Source organism: Streptomyces sp. RGM 3693, from assembly GCF_050471125.1.
Lineage (GTDB): Bacteria > Actinomycetota > Actinomycetes > Streptomycetales > Streptomycetaceae > Streptomyces.
Map to the genome: position 1 here is coordinate 125,812 of NZ_JBMPPQ010000001.1, position 13,914 is coordinate 139,725.

The window sequence follows — 13,914 nt, forward strand, 5'->3', positions numbered from 1 at the left end:
GGCTACTTGTCTCCTTCGCGTAGCTGTTCCAGCCGTTGGGTGAGGAAGTTCCAGGTCTCCCAGAACTCTTCGAGGTACTTGCGCCCCTCGGCATTGAGCGAGTGCACCTTGCGTGGCGGCCCCTTCTCTGAGGGGACCTTCTCCACGTCGACGAGACCGCGCTTCTCCATCCGGAGCAGCAGCGCGTAGATGGTCCCTTCGGCGAGGTCGGAGAACCCCTGCTCCCGCAACCGCGTGGTGATCTCGTAGCCGTAGGCGGGCCGGCCGGACAGGGACGCGAGGATGACGCCCTCCAGAGTCCCCTTGAGCATCTCGGTGAGCAGCTTGGCCATGGAACGCCTCCCTTCCACGCTAGTTAGCGCCGTTGAGTACCGGTACACAGTAACGCTGACTACTAGTACTTAGCAAGAAGGAATAGCGGAGGTCGCGGAAGCGCGGGCGAAGCGGAAGCCGAGCATCTTGTACAGACCGAACGCCATGTCGGAGTAGGAGGCGTTGTCGGTCGCCACCATCTCCGGCTTCACCCCGCCGTCGAGGTTCAGCGAGGTGTCCAGCGTGTACAGGCTGTCGCGCGGGGCGCCGCGCACGACCATCGCGCCGATCCCCGCGACCTGGTCATTGACGGCGTTAAGCCAGGTCACGCCGCGTTTGTAGCCGTAGTACTTGGGCGAGGGCCCGGTGTTGATGCTCTTGACGGGGACGACGAAGCGCAGGCCGTCGACGGAGGCGAGCAGGCCACCGCCCCACATCTGGGCCAGCTCGATGCGGGACTGGGCGCCGATCAGCGCGGCGTTCGCCGCGGCGATGGTGTCGGCGCGCACGTAGTTCTGATCGACGTGCGAGAGGCGCGAGCGGGTCAGCGCCTTGTTGTTCGGGTCGCCCGCGCGGTGAGGGAAACGGGGTCCGCCCTCCCCTGGCCGCAGGGGAGGGGAGGGCGGACCCGTCCGGCGCCTCGGCGCCCGGCCTCCGGGCGGGAGGGTGCTACTGGGCCTCGCCCTTTGTGGGGTCGCGGTTGGGCGTGTGGGCAGCGGTCCCGCATGTGGTCAGCGCGGCCCTCGGATGCTGTCGATGATGCGGGTCCAGTTGTCGCTGCCGTGTCCGTTCTCGATCGCGCGCCGGTAGTGGGCCTGCACGGCCAGGGGGAGCGCGAGGTCGAGGCCGAGTGCCGTGCTGGTCTCGACGATGTGGTCGGACGTCGCGCCCATCATGGTGACCGTGCTGAGGTCGCCGGGATGTTCTCCGGCATCGAGCGCGGTGCCGGGGTTCGCTTCGCCGGCCCTGAGGATGGCGCCGATCGAGTCGGCGGAGGAGAGCAACTCCGGCAGTGCTTCCTTGGCCTTCATGCCTGCGGTACCCAGCATCGCGGTGGCCTGCATCAGGCCGGACAAGGTGGTGAGGAACACCGCGAGTTGGGCTTGGTACATCATCTGGGCGAGGCCCGGGTCCTCGCCCAGATACTTTGGCGTTCCCAGCAGTGTCAACGCCGCCAGGTGGCTCTCCAGCACGTGGGCGCGGCCGCTGTAGTAGACATAGGCCGCCTCCGTGCCGACCATCGGCGCGGGGACCATGACGCCTCCGGTGAGGAAGGTGGCGCCGTGGCCCGCTGCCCAGGTTGCCGCCTCGCGTGAGCGGTCGGGAGTGTCGGAGCTCAGGTTGACCAGCGTCCGGCCGGTGAGCGATGCGGTGGCGCTGTCGAGGGTGTCGTACATCGCCTGGTAGTCGGTGAGGCTGAGGATCACGAGGTCACTCGCTTCGACCGCTTCGCCGGGTGTCGCCGCGAGCGTTGCTCCGTCGGCGACGAGGCCGTCGGCCCGACTGGCGGTGCGGTTCCAGACGGTGACCGGGTGGCCGGCGGCGAGCAGGGTGCGGGTCATCGCCTGGCCCATCGGGCCGAGCCCGATCACGGTGACAGCGCTGTTCTGCCTGGTGGTGTGGTGCTGTTGTTCGTTCACCCCTCCATGTTCGGAGAGTGTCCCCACTCCCGGAAGTACCTACTATTTTCTGCGGTACTTACCTTTTCGTAAGGGGGATCAGTGATGGCCAAGGCACCGAGATGCGGGCCTTACATCTGCGGCATCGACGCCGCGCTCGACGTGGTGAGCGGCAAGTGGAAGGGACTGATCCTGTGGGAACTGGATGCCCATCGCGTACGCCGCTTCGCCGAGCTCCGGCGCGGTCTGCCGGGAGTGAGCGAGAAGATGCTGACGCAGCACCTGCGCGAGATGGAGGAGGACGATCTCGTGCACCGAGAGGTCTATGCCGAGGTGCCGCCGCGGGTGGAGTACTCCCTGACCGAGCACGGGCGCACGCTCAATCAAGCGCTCGGGCCGCTCGGCGCCTGGGGGGCCGAGCGGATGCGTCGCGAAGGCTCCGCAGCGGTCGACGTGGCCGAGACCTCACACGGGTGAGCATCCCGGCCGCCAACCCCGTGCGTGCGCGCCACTCCTGAGGGCTGCACGCTGCGGGGCACCGCCCCGGGCGCCCGCCGTGGCCCGGGGCCGCTCCGTCAGACCGCGACCCGGGCCCCACCGGCGTACGCCTCCAACGCGCCGCCGATCGCGGCCGTCGCCTCCTCCGGCGGGGCCGCCAGTGCGATGTAGCCGTCCGGGCGGATGAGGAAGACGGTGGGGGTGGTGCCGTAGGCGGCGTGGAGGTGGCCGTCGGGGTCGAGGAGGTCGGGGGTGGGGCCGCCGACGTGGAGGGTGCGCAGGGGGGTGGAGCCGGCGGCCTTGGTGACGGCGGCGGTGTCCAGGTCCGGGGCGTCGAGGGCGAGCACGGTGAAGTGCGGGCCGCGGAAGGCGTCGAAGAGGCGGGTGGGCGTGCCGTCGGGGGTGGTGCAGGGGGCGTCGGGGGCGCGGTCGCCGGCGGTGCGGGCGCCCTCGGGGAGGTCGGTGCGGAGTTCGCGGGTGAGCGGGCTGTCCGGGTAGCCGATGCCGAGTTGGTGGAGGTCGCGGCCGCGGTGGAGGCTGCCGGAGCGGTGCAGTCGGGTGCTGGTCGCGAGGATGTCGGCGGCTATCGGGCGGCGCTCGGTCCCGTAGGTGTCGAGGAGGGTGTCCGGGGCGCCGTGCCGGAGCACCTGGCCGAGCTTCCAGCCGAGGTTGTAGGCGTCCTGGACGCTGGTGTTCAGGCCCTGGCCGCCGGCTGGGGAGTGGATGTGCGCGGCGTCGCCGGCCAGGAAGACCCGGCCGTGGCGGTAGGCGTCGACCATGCCGGCCTTGGGGCGGTAGAGGGAGGTCCACAGGACCTCGCGGACGTGGTCGCGGGTGAGGTGGGTGTGCGCGGCGATCAGGTCGCGGACCGCCTCGTGGGAGGTGTCCGGCTCGGCGGTGGCCGCGGCGGCGAGCATCTGGAAGTCGTCGGTGCCGGCGAGCGGGAGGAGGCTGAGGAAGCCGCCGGTCGGCAGTGTCCAGCGGTGCCAGTGGTCCCGGTCCAGGCCGTCGAGGCGGAGGTCGGCGAGGATGGCGTGGCCCGGGGCGAGTTCCGGCCCGGTCATCCGGGCGCCGAGCCGCTTGCGGACGGTGCTGCCGCCGCCGTCGCAGGCCACCAGGTAGCGGGCGCGGACGGTACGGACGCCCGTGTCGGGGCGGGTGAGGCGGGCGGTGACGCCGTCGGTGTCCTGGGTGAAGTCGGTGAGTGCGACGCCGAGTTGGACGCTGCCGCCGAGATCCCGCAGGCGGTCGTGGAGCAGCTGGACGTTGCGCCACTGGGGGAGCATCAGGCCCTCGGCGTAGGGCGTGGACGGGGTCGGGGCGACTCGCGCGATCATCTGGTGGGTGCGGGTGATCCGGCCGTCCTCCCATAGCGCCGTGGGCGGGTAGACGCCGCCGGCGGCCTGCGCGGCGGCGAGCACGCCGAGGTCGTCGTAGACCTCCTGGGTGCGCGGCTGGACCCCGGTGCCGCGGGCGCCGGGGGAGAGGGTGCTCTGCCGCTCGACGATCAGGGTGGTCACGCCCCGGCGGGCGAGGTCGATGCCGAGCGCGAGGCCGGTCGGGCCGGCGCCGGAGATCAGGACGTCGACCGGCGGCGCGGTGGCGTCCCCGGCGGTGGCCTCGAAGGTGCCCTCGGTGGGGTGCACGAAGGTTTCCTTAACGCTGTTAAGTGCCATGCTTTCGAGACTGCCCTTAACGGTGTTAAGTTGTCAACATGGCTTCGCGCATTGACCGGAAACTGGTGGTGGAGACCGCCCTGCGGCTGCTGAACGAGAGCGGCCTGGACGGGCTGACCCTCCGGCGGATCGCCAAGGAACTCGACGTTCAGGCCCCGGCGCTCTACTGGCACTTCAAGAACAAGCAGGAGCTGCTGGACGAGATGGCGACCGAGATCTTCCGGCGGCTGTTCCGGTCGACGCTGCCCGCGGGCGGGCCGGGGGCGGACGGCCGGTGGCCGTCCTGGCAGGAGATGGTCCTGCGCACCTGCACCACCCTCCGCCGGGAACTGCTCGCCTACCGCGACGGCGGCAAGGTCGTCGCCGGGACGCGGATGACGGACGACAGCTTCGCCGCCCCGCTGGAACTCTTCCTCAGCCACTTCACCGCGGTCGGCTTCACCCTCACCGAGGCGGCCCGCGCCTGGTGGACCGCGTACAACTACACGGTCGGGCTGGTCATCGAGGAGCAGTCGGTGCACCCCGAACCCGAGCGTCCGGAGGTCCGCGATCCGTCCTACGACCTCGACGACCGCGAGCGGCGGCTGGGCGCCACGTACCCGCTCGCCGCGCGGGCCGGACGGACGCTCTTCGGCGACATCGAGGAGGCGTTCGAGGCCGGACTGCGGATCATCGTGGCCGGCATCGAGGCCAACCACCTGAAGGGGGAGGGGAGTTGAGTGGGGGAGGGGAGTCGGGCGGCTGAGGGGCTGAGGGGGCCGCGGGGCGGGGGCGAGGCGCCCCGCGGGGTGGCGGTCAGCGGCGCGGGTCGATCGCGCGGCGCAGGCGCGGGGTCAGCGGACGCTCGACCCACCGGTGCAGCACCCACGCCAGCAGCAGCATCAGGCCGACGGTCAGCAGGAACGTGGCGTACGAGGGCAGCCCGGCGCGGCGGTGCAGTGCGCCGATCACGACCCAGCCCAGGTGTTCGTGGACGAGGTAGAAGGGGTAGGTCAGCGCCCCGGCGACGGTCAGCCAGCGCCAGTTCGCCCAGCGGAGTGCGCCCAGGGCGACGGCGGCGACCGCGGCGAAGCCGAAGGTCACGATGGCGATGATCACGGTCGCCGAGCGGTAGGAGAAGGCGTGCACGGACGGCGCGTGCCACAGGCCGGCGACCGCGTAATGCTGGCCGATCAGCCAGCTGACCAGCACGATCGTCCAGGCGACCGGGTCCCGGGGGCCGAAGCGGTGCAGCAGGTACAGGCCCACACCGCCGATGAAGAACGGGGCGTACTGCGGCATCAGGACGGTGCTGAGGAACGGGTCGTGGGCGGACTGCGCCAGGGCCGCGGCCAGCGTCCAGCCGGCGCAGAAGAGGACGACCCGGCCGCGGGTGGCGCCCGGGAGGACGACGCACAGCGCGAAGAGGGCGTAGAACCGCATCTCCGCCCAGAGCGTCCAGCAGACGCCGAGGACCCGGTGCACGCCCAGCGGGTACTGGAGCATGGTGAGGTTCGTCAGCACCTCGCTCGGCGAGAGGGCCTTGAACGCGACCCAGGGGAGCGCGAAGACCGCGGTGACCAGGAGGATCGCCACCCAGTAGGCGGGATAGAGGCGGGAGACACGGCTCGCGAGGAAGGACCGCAATCGTCTCAGTCCGGGCGTAGCCCGGCCCGGCGAAGGGTGGTGGTGGGCGACGGGCGGGACCCAGCCGCTGAGGCAGATGACGAAGCCGCTGATGACGAAGAAGATCTGGACGCCCAGGCAGCCGTAGGCGAACGCGCTGGAGGCGTAGGGGAATTGGTGGACCGGGGAGTCGCCCCAGGCCCGGGAGATGTCGCCGTTGCGGCCGCCGTAGTGGTACGCGGCGACCATCAGGGCGGCGAGCAGCCGCAGCCCGTCCAGGGCGCGCAGCCGGGCGGCGCCACCGCTCCGGCCGCCGCCCGGTATCGCGAGGTCCCGGGCCGCGGCCGGAGCGGCGCCCGTCGTGCCGGCCGCGGTGCGGTCCGGTGCCACACGGGGCGCCCCGGCCGCCGGTGAGGTGGTGGTCATCAGGCGGCGATCCGCTTCCTCAATCGGCGCTGCACGGCCCGGGCGCGGCGCGCCACCCGGCGGACCGCGGCATTGCGCGGGATGAACGACAGCTGGGACGGGAGCGCGCCGGGCAGCGCCAGCGCGGTGAGCCGGCGGCGCTTGAAGTAGCGCCGGGTGTGCGGGCTCAGGTGGGCCGCCAGGTAGCGTTCGGCGGCCGGCCGCAGGTGCGGGTAGATCTGGTGCTGCATCGCGTAGCCGACCGCGGTGACCAGCGGGGCGACGTCCTCCGGGCGGGCGGTGGCGAGCGGCCGCTCGCTGCGGTCGGCGAGGTCCGGCACCAGCGCGTCCACCAGCGTCACCGGCACCCGGTTGCTGTTCTGATACGGGCTGAGCCGCTCCAGCAGCAGCCCGGTGCCGGTCCGGGCCACCGGCAGGTCGTAGAAGACGGACGCGGTCAGCAGCGCGGTGGAGAAGCAGCCGACCACCAGCGCCGGCCGGGCCCGCTGGTAGAGGACCTCGGCGAGCACCGGCCGGTCCAGCACGGTCAGCGAGACCGCGAGCTTCTCGGCCTCCTGCTCCAGCAGCCGCGACCAGCGGGCCGGTGCCGACGGGTGCGGTTTGAAGACGATCTCGCGGTGGCCCCGCTCGACCGCCCCGCGCACCATCCGGACGTGCAGTTCCTCTTCCTCTTGCGGGGTGAGGATGGCGAGTGCCGAGAGGTACTGGCCGAGCAGGAGCGCCGCGCCCTCCGGGACGTCGGCCAGATCGTCCGGTGCCTCGGCGTCGTCGGCGAGTTCGGCCAGCACCTTGGTGAAGGCGGCGGTCGGCACGGTCACCGGCTCGACCCCGAACTCGGTGAGCAGCAGCGGTTTGAGGCCCGGCACCAGGTCCAGGTGGAGCAGCCGGTCGATCCGGGTGCCGACCAGTGGGTCGAGCTTGTTGCGGGTCGGGCCGTAGCTCATCAGCCCGTCGGCGTAGACGTGGACGGGCGCGCCGGGGAACAGCTGCGCCAGCGCCAGCGCCGGGTTGACCTGGATCGACTCCACGATCAACTCGACGTCGTCGTCGCCCAGTTCCCACAGCAGTCGTAGCTGCCGCTCCCACAGCGGGACGTCGTCGAGGCGCGGGGACCAGCCGCCGGGGTGGAACGGGCGGATCGTCTCGTTCCAGGACAGGACGCGGTCGAAGCGGTCGCGCAGCCGCGCGAAACCGGGCATGGCGTCCAGCGCCGGGGTGGTCTCCGGGGTCGTCGCGTTGTTGCTGATCAGCAGCAGTCGGCGGTCGGCCGGGGCGAACAGGTCGGCGTCCAGGGCGGCGGCCAGGGTCGCCGCGCCGTAGAGGGTGGACGCCAGAAAGATCTGGGTACGGGGCCGGCCGGGCATCAGGCGGCGACCTCCGCCGGGACGCTGCGACGACGCAGCCGCCGCAGCCGGGACGCGCGCTGTACATCCATGGAATCCAGGGCTTCCTTCAGTACGTCCTGCGGCATGCGTTTCATGGCCGCGGCGCTCATCGCCCGCAATTTACGGGCGACCGGTGGCTCGAATCGTTCGATCGAACCGAGGTGGTGGGAAATGATCGCGCAATAGGTACGGACCGCCTTCGGCAACAGCAGATGCGCCTCGGGGTCCCGCGCCGTTTCCTCGATCACCTGATCGAAAGCGCGAATGAAGTCCAATTGCCGGACATCGCCGATCTGGGTCAGTGAGGATGCGACTCCACGCCGATAGAAAACCCCCAACAGACCGGTCACCGCCATGGATTTCGCCTCGCGGTGCAGCCGCCAGATCCACGGCCGGTCCTCCGCGGTGCGCAGCCCGTCGGTGAAGTGCAGCAGCCCGTCGTCGAGGAGTCGGCGGTGGTAGATCCCGGCCCAGGCGTAGGCGTAGTCGACCGAGGTGGAGCGGTCGGCGGGCAGGATCACGCTCCGCGGATCCATCACCACCCCCCGCCGGCCGTGCGGGACCCGGTGCACGGTGCGCGTCCGGGCGGTGCACTGGACGTGGTCCGTTCGGACGAAGTCGCACCCCAACTCCTCGATGGTGGAAAGGAGTTCGGGAAGGTAGCCGGGGGCCAGCCAGTCGTCCCCGTCGAGGAAGGTGAGGTACTTGCCGCGGGCCGCGTCCAGCCCGGTGTTCCGGGCGGTGGCCAGGCCGCCGTTCTTCTCGTGCCGCAGCACCCGGGCGCCCGGGAGGTCCGCCGCGGCGCGCGTGAGGATCTCCGGCGTGCCGTCGCGTGAACAGTCGTCGACGAGCAGGAATTCGAAATCCTCGCGAGAGTTCGCCGCCAGGCTTTTCAGAGTATCGGGCGCGTATGTCTGCACGTTGTAGAACGGCACGACGACGGAGAGCTTAACCACCCCCGTGACGTTAGGGGCGGCGCCCGGCATTCGTCTTGACGTGGCGCGTACTTGGCGGTGAACGAAGAATGTCGGGATGGTTAACCAGGACAGTGATCGGCCGGTATCCGGGCGGTATCCGGGTGGGTTAGACATTCGTCGGTCGGCTGTTAACCCTTTGTTGCTTCCCAGTTGGTCCGCCGCCCGTCGCGCCTTCCTAGCGTCTTCGACGTGCCATCACGTACCCATTCCGCACCGCGGGTCGCGGTGCTCGCCGACTCGGACACCCGGTGGAAGTGGGGCGCCCTGACCGCCCGCCGACTCCAACCGGACGCCCGGCTCGACGGCTACCTGCTCCGCGGCCGCGCCACCCCCACCGTCCGCCAACTCGGCGAGGTCGGCGCCCGCGCGGACTCGCTGCGGGAAATCCGGGGCGTCGACTTCCTCGACCTGATGGAACGCGACGCGCGGGCCGGGGACGACACCGGCTACGACGTGCTGGTGCTGGCCTGCGTCGGCGGCGCCGTCCAGGCGATGCTGCACGGGCTCCGGCACGCCTGGCGCGCCGAAGCTCCGGCCGGCGGCCGCCGCCCCGTCGTCGTCACCGGCTACGTCGGCGTGGTCTACGAGAAGCTTGCCGACGGCCTGCTGCTGCGGCACGGCGCGGATGTGGTGCTCGCCAACTCCCGGCACGACGCCGACCGGTTCCGCGCGGTCTACCAGGGCGTCGGCGCACCGGACGACAGCGTCGTGGAGTGCGCGCTGCCCTTCCTCGGCGGCGCCCCCTACCAGGAGCCGCACACCCCGTCCGCGGAGCAGGAACACCGGCCCTACACCGTGGTGTTCGCCGCCCAGCCCTCCGTCCCCGACAGCCGCGAGGCGCGAACCTACCTGCTGCGGCGGGCAGTTGAGCATGCCCGTCGGCACCCCGACCGCGAGGTGCTGGTCAAACTCCGCAGCAAGCCCGGCGAGCACACCACCCACATCGAGGAACTGCCCTACCAGAAGCTCGCCGCCAAGCTCCCCGGCCGACTGCCCGCCAACTGCCGCCTGGTGTACGGCAACATGGGCGAGGTCCTGGACCGCACCGACCTGATGGTCACGGTCAGCTCCACCGCCGCCCTGGAGTCGCTGCACCGCGGCATCCCCACCGCCGTCCTCACCGACCTCGGCATCCGCGAGGCGCTCGGCAACCACCACTTCCTCGGCTCCGGCTGTCTGGCCTCCTGGGACGAACTCGACGCCGGCCACCGCCCGGAGCCCCACCCGGAGTGGCTGGCCCGCCAGGGGGTCGCCGCGGACGGGGCGTACGAGACCGCCTTCGACGCCGCCCGCGACCGGGTCACCGCACTGGCCGCCGCCGACCACCTGCCGCCGCTCACCCCGTACTACACGCCCCGCACCGCCCCCGGCTACCTGCCCGGCATCCTCGCCCGCTACGGCCTGGACCCGCGGGGCGCACCCCTCGCCGGCCACGTCGATGCGGCCCAAGAGGCCGGCGGACTACGGAAGTTCGCCCGCGACACGGTGCGCGAGGCGGCCCGGGGCGCGTACCGGCACGGCGTCCAACGCGTCGCCCCCGCCATCCGCCGCTGGGGGCAACTGTGAGCGCCGCCGGAAGAGGCGAACGACCCGCCGGAAGAAGCGAACGACCGAGAACCGTGCGTGACGCCCGGCACGGCGGCGCACCACCAGGAACCGCGACCGGCCCCCGCCCGACCAAGGAGAGCCCCATGCCCCCCACCGTTGTGGCCGTCATCCCCGCCCGCGGCGGCTCCAAGGGCGTCCCCGCCAAGAACCTCGCCGCCGTCGGGGGCGTGCCCCTGGTGGCCCGCGCGGTCCGCGAGTGCCGGGCCGCCCGGCTGGTCACCGACGTGATCGTCTCCACCGACGACGCCGGGATCGCCGCCGCCGCCCGCGGCGCCGGAGCGATGGTCATAGCCCGCCCCGGCGAGATCGCCGGCGACACCGCCACCAGTGAGGCCGCGGTCCGGCACGCCATGGACACCTACGAGGTCGAACAGGGCCGCCCGGTCGACGCGGTGCTGCTCGTCCAGTGCACCAGTCCGTTCCTCACCAGCGAGGACATCGACGCCGTGGCCGCCGCGGTCGTCGAGGCCGGCGCCGACAGCGCACTGACCGTGGCGCCCTTCCACGGCTTCGTCTGGCGAGACGCTGACATCGAGGTCGCCGCGGTCGCCGCGGTCGCCGCGGGGAGCACCGCCACCGACGGCGGCCACGGCGTCAACCACGACAAGTCCTTCCGGCCGCGCCGCCAGGACCGCCCGCAGGACCTGCTGGAGACCGGCGCCGCCTACGCCATGGACGCGGCCGGCTTCCGCACCAGCGGCCACCGCTTCTTCGGCCGCACCGAACTGGTCCGCACCGACCCGGCCCGGGTGCTGGAGATCGACGACCCGCACGACCTGGCCCGGGCCCGCGCCCTCGCCCCGCTCCTGGACGCTCCGCGCCCCGGCTCCCTGCCGACCCGCGAGGACGTCGACGCCGTCGTCCTCGACTTCGACGGCACCCAGACCGACGACCGGGTCCTGGTCGACGCCGAGGGCCGGGAGACCGTCACCGTGCACCGCGGCGACGGCCTGGGGATCGCGGCGCTGCGCCGCGCCGGGCTGAACCTGCTGATCCTGTCCACCGAGCAGAACCCGGTGGTCGCCGCCCGGGCCCGCAAGCTCAAGGTGCCCGTCCTGCACGGCATCGACCGCAAGGACATCGCCCTCAAGCAGTGGTGCGAGGAGGCCGGCGTCACCCCCGAGCGGGTGCTCTACGTCGGCAACGACGTCAACGACCTGCCCTGCTTCGACCTCGTCGGCTGGCCGGTGGCGGTCGCCTCCGCCCACGACGTGGTGCGCGGTGCGGCCCGCGCGGTCACCGCCACGCCCGGCGGCAGCGGCGCCGTCCGCGAGATCGCCGGCTGGCTCCTGGGCCCGTCCCTCTGACTCCCACCCGCCCAGCCTGTAACGCCGTTACAGGACCCCGGCCCGCCGCCCCCTGACCCGCCCCCCGATCCCCCCGTTCCACCACCCTCGAACAGAACGAAGGAACCTCCCATGAGCAGCGACTCCCGCTTCCGCTCCCTCGGCGACCGCCCGGTCGGCCCCGGCCGCCCTGTCTACGTCACCGGCGAGATCGGCATCAACCACAACGGCGACCTGGAGAACGCCTTCGCGCTGATCGACGCCGCCGCGGACGCCGGCTGCGACGCGGTCAAGTTCCAGAAGCGGACCCCGGAGATCTGCACCCCGCGCGACCAGTGGGACATCGAGCGCGACACCCCCTGGGGCCGGATGACCTACATCGACTACCGCCACCGCGTGGAGTTCGACGAGGACGGCTACCGCGCCATCGACGAGTACTGCAAGAAGCGCGGCATCGCGTGGTTCGCCTCCCCCTGGGACGTCGAGTCCGTCGCCTTCCTGGAGAAGTTCGACGTGCCCTGCTACAAGGTCGCCTCCGCCTCGCTCACCGACGACGAACTGCTGCGCGCCATGCGCGCCACCGGCCGCACCGTCATCCTGTCGACCGGTATGTCGACCCCCCGGCAGATCCGGCACGCCGTCGAGGTCCTGGGCAGCGACAACATCGTGCTCTGCCACGCCACCAGCACCTACCCGGCCAAGGCCGAAGAGCTCAACCTCCGCATGATCCACACCCTCCAGGCCGAGTACCCCAACGTCCCGATCGGCTACAGCGGCCACGAGACCGGCCTCCAGACCACCCTCGCCGCGGTCGCCCTCGGCGCCACCTTCGTCGAGCGGCACATCACCCTCGACCGCGCCATGTGGGGCTCCGACCAGGCCGCCTCCGTCGAGCCGCAGGGCCTGACCCGCCTGGTCCGCGACATCCGCACCATCGAGGACTCCCTCGGCGATGGCGTCAAGAAGGTCTACGAGAGCGAGCTCGGCCCGATGAAGAAGCTGCGCCGGGTCGCCGGCGTGGTCGCCGAGGCCGACGCCGCACAGGACGCGGACGCCGAGACCGCCGCCGACCGCGCGCCGGCCGCCGTCTGACGGGCCGAGCGGAGTTCGCGACGTGAACTCACCCGAAGGGACCCGCGCCGCCGGCGCCGAGGTCCCGCCCCGGGAGGCGGCGGGGACTCCCGCCCGCCGCCTCCGCGGGGTGCCCCGGCAGCGCAACCGGACCGAACCCGGCGGTGACGACATGAGACCCGCCCCCGCGGACACCGGCACCCTCGCCTTCGTCGAGAGCCCGGTGCAGCTGCTGAACGTCCTCGAATGGGCGCACAGCGCCCGAGCCGCCGCCCTCACCGTCGTCGTGCTCGCCCCGCACGACCCGATGACCCGCGGCCAGCTGCGCCGGATGGCCGAACTCGCCCGCGACGAAGGCCACACCGTGCGCTGGGAGGAGGCCCGCGGCGGCGCCACCGCCCCGCTGCGCACCATCGGCGGCCTCACCCGGCTCCTCCGCCGGGCCCACCGGGTCGTCCTCGGCGACCCCTTCTCCCGCTACGTCCAGCTGCTCCTGAGCCTGACCCGGGCCCGCGACCTGGTCGTGGTCGACGACGGCACCGCCACCATGGAGTTCATCGGCCAACTCGCCCGCGGTGAACGGCTGGTGCGCTGGCACCGGCACGGCTCCGGGCGCGGCCCGCGCGACCTGCTCTTCGGGCCGTTCGCCGCCACCGCCCGCCGCCGCCTCACCCCCGACCTCGAAGGCGCCCGGCGCCGCCGCACCGTCGCCCTCTTCAGCTCGATGCCGGTCGAGGTGCCCGAGGGCATGGCGGTCACCGCCAACGACTTCGCCTGGACCCGCGGCCGCTTCGGCCCACCCCGCCTGACCCGCACCGCCGACATCGTCGGCACCTCGCTCGTCGAGACCGGTGTGGTCGACGCCGACCGCTACGTGGCCGCGGTCGCCCGCCTGGCCCGTACGCACGGCGCCACCCGCTACTTCGCCCACCGCCGGGAACGCACCGACAAACTCCACCGGCTGGCCACCGAGACCGGCCTGGAGGTGGTCCGCCCCGACCTCCCGCTGGAACTGATCGCCCGCCGCGGCCCGGTCGGCCGGCTGGTCCTCAGCTTCCCCTCCACCGTCGTCCACACCCTGCCGCTGGCCCTGAAGGGCACCGGAGTCCGGGTCGCGGTCTGCGACATCGACCCCGCCTGGCTCACCGCACACGCCTCGCCCCGCGCCCAGGGCTTCCTCGACGACGTCACCGGCACCGCCCGGGACGTACAACGGCTACCGGGACGACCGGACCTGACAGCAGAACCAGAACCAGAACCGGAAGCAGAAGCAGAAGCGGAAGCAGAACCACACAGCAGAACTGAACCTGAGAGCAGAACCTGACAGGGAGCGATAAAGCCCTCCTTCATACCCCGCTCAAAATCTGTCCATGCACCCAGCTGCCTAAAATTTCTTCCCCTGACGGGCTGAACTTTTGTTGATCGAGGGCCAGTTGCCCGGTTCGGGCCCG

The 13,914-nt window shown here is 72.0% G+C and carries 12 protein-coding genes and 1 pseudogene; 6 read left to right on the top strand and 7 right to left on the bottom strand.

Annotation, left to right across the window (positions count from 1 at the left end):
* Positions 1-2: 2 nt before the first annotated feature.
* From ACO0M4_RS00590 to ACO0M4_RS00600, 3 genes and pseudogenes are all read right to left on the bottom strand, one after another.
* Complete coding sequence (locus ACO0M4_RS00590; protein ID WP_365210128.1) at positions 3-332, bottom strand: PadR family transcriptional regulator; 330 nt, start codon at positions 330-332, stop codon at positions 3-5.
* A 105-nt stretch (positions 333-437) separates the two neighbouring features.
* Positions 438-863: pseudogene (locus ACO0M4_RS00595) on the bottom strand (Tn3 family transposase); the annotation flags it as partial.
* A 180-nt stretch (positions 864-1,043) separates the two neighbouring features.
* A complete protein-coding gene (locus tag ACO0M4_RS00600) occupies positions 1,044-1,952 on the bottom strand; it encodes an NAD(P)-dependent oxidoreductase (RefSeq protein WP_430367530.1) in 909 nt (302 codons plus the stop codon).
* A gap of 84 nt (positions 1,953-2,036) precedes the next feature.
* On the opposite strand from ACO0M4_RS00600, the gene ACO0M4_RS00605 reads away from it, so the two are divergent.
* A complete protein-coding gene (locus ACO0M4_RS00605; protein ID WP_430367531.1) occupies positions 2,037-2,408 on the top strand; it encodes a winged helix-turn-helix transcriptional regulator in 372 nt (123 codons plus the stop codon).
* A 98-nt stretch (positions 2,409-2,506) separates the two neighbouring features.
* Here the strand turns inward: ACO0M4_RS00605 and ACO0M4_RS00610 are convergent, their stop codons facing one another.
* Positions 2,507-4,105, bottom strand: coding sequence for an FAD-dependent monooxygenase (locus ACO0M4_RS00610; RefSeq protein WP_430367532.1), 1,599 nt, complete (start codon positions 4,103-4,105; stop codon positions 2,507-2,509).
* A gap of 38 nt (positions 4,106-4,143) precedes the next feature.
* On the opposite strand from ACO0M4_RS00610, the gene ACO0M4_RS00615 reads away from it, so the two are divergent.
* Positions 4,144-4,824, top strand: coding sequence for a TetR/AcrR family transcriptional regulator C-terminal domain-containing protein (locus ACO0M4_RS00615; RefSeq protein ID WP_430367533.1), 681 nt, complete (start codon positions 4,144-4,146; stop codon positions 4,822-4,824).
* A gap of 76 nt (positions 4,825-4,900) precedes the next feature.
* Here the strand turns inward: ACO0M4_RS00615 and ACO0M4_RS00620 are convergent, their stop codons facing one another.
* Genes ACO0M4_RS00620 through ACO0M4_RS00630 form a run of 3 tightly spaced genes read right to left on the bottom strand, consistent with a single transcriptional unit; the run spans position 4,901 to position 8,477 of the window.
* Positions 4,901-6,136, bottom strand: a complete 1,236-nt coding sequence (locus ACO0M4_RS00620; protein WP_430367534.1) for an acyltransferase family protein — start codon at positions 6,134-6,136, stop codon at positions 4,901-4,903.
* Entirely contained in the window at positions 6,136-7,500 is a 1,365-nt protein-coding gene (locus ACO0M4_RS00625; RefSeq protein WP_430367535.1) for a polysialyltransferase family glycosyltransferase, read from the bottom strand. The genes ACO0M4_RS00620 and ACO0M4_RS00625 overlap by 1 nt, the downstream gene beginning before the upstream one ends.
* The gene (locus ACO0M4_RS00630; RefSeq protein ID WP_430367536.1) at positions 7,500-8,477 is read right to left on the bottom strand and encodes a glycosyltransferase family 2 protein; all 978 of its coding nucleotides are present in this window, start codon (positions 8,475-8,477) and stop codon (positions 7,500-7,502) included. The genes ACO0M4_RS00625 and ACO0M4_RS00630 overlap by 1 nt, the downstream gene beginning before the upstream one ends.
* 210 nt (positions 8,478-8,687) lie before the next feature.
* Here ACO0M4_RS00630 and ACO0M4_RS00635 point away from each other — a divergent pair, with 210 nt between their 5' ends.
* From ACO0M4_RS00635 to ACO0M4_RS00650, 4 genes are all read left to right on the top strand, one after another.
* Positions 8,688-10,064: a DUF6716 putative glycosyltransferase gene (locus tag ACO0M4_RS00635; RefSeq protein WP_430367537.1), complete on the top strand. Its 1,377-nt coding sequence runs from the start codon at positions 8,688-8,690 to the stop codon at positions 10,062-10,064.
* 125 nt (positions 10,065-10,189) lie between these two features.
* Entirely contained in the window at positions 10,190-11,413 is a 1,224-nt protein-coding gene (locus ACO0M4_RS00640; RefSeq protein WP_430367538.1) for a cytidylyltransferase domain-containing protein, read from the top strand.
* Positions 11,414-11,524: 111 nt separating this feature from the next.
* Positions 11,525-12,484, top strand: coding sequence for an N-acetylneuraminate synthase family protein (locus ACO0M4_RS00645; protein WP_430367539.1), 960 nt, complete (start codon positions 11,525-11,527; stop codon positions 12,482-12,484).
* 151 nt (positions 12,485-12,635) lie between these two features.
* Positions 12,636-13,787 (top strand): hypothetical protein, encoded by a 1,152-nt coding sequence (locus ACO0M4_RS00650; protein WP_430371168.1) that lies wholly within the window; start codon positions 12,636-12,638, stop codon positions 13,785-13,787.
* Positions 13,788-13,914: the final 127 nt, after the last annotated feature.

Coding starts and splice junctions, on each gene's coding strand:
- ACO0M4_RS00605 (WP_430367531.1), top strand. CDS start 2,037: ATGGCCAAGGCACCGAGATGCGGGCCTTACATCTGCGGCATCGACGCC.
- ACO0M4_RS00615 (WP_430367533.1), top strand. CDS start 4,144: ATGGCTTCGCGCATTGACCGGAAACTGGTGGTGGAGACCGCCCTGCGG.
- ACO0M4_RS00645 (WP_430367539.1), top strand. CDS start 11,525: ATGAGCAGCGACTCCCGCTTCCGCTCCCTCGGCGACCGCCCGGTCGGC.
- ACO0M4_RS00650 (WP_430371168.1), top strand. CDS start 12,636: ATGAGACCCGCCCCCGCGGACACCGGCACCCTCGCCTTCGTCGAGAGC.
- ACO0M4_RS00625 (WP_430367535.1), bottom strand. CDS start 7,500: ATGCCCGGCCGGCCCCGTACCCAGATCTTTCTGGCGTCCACCCTCTAC.
- ACO0M4_RS00610 (WP_430367532.1), bottom strand. CDS start 4,105: ATGGCACTTAACAGCGTTAAGGAAACCTTCGTGCACCCCACCGAGGGC.
- ACO0M4_RS00590 (WP_365210128.1), bottom strand. CDS start 332: ATGGCCAAGCTGCTCACCGAGATGCTCAAGGGGACTCTGGAGGGCGTC.
- ACO0M4_RS00620 (WP_430367534.1), bottom strand. CDS start 6,136: ATGACCACCACCTCACCGGCGGCCGGGGCGCCCCGTGTGGCACCGGAC.
- ACO0M4_RS00640 (WP_430367538.1), top strand. CDS start 10,190: ATGCCCCCCACCGTTGTGGCCGTCATCCCCGCCCGCGGCGGCTCCAAG.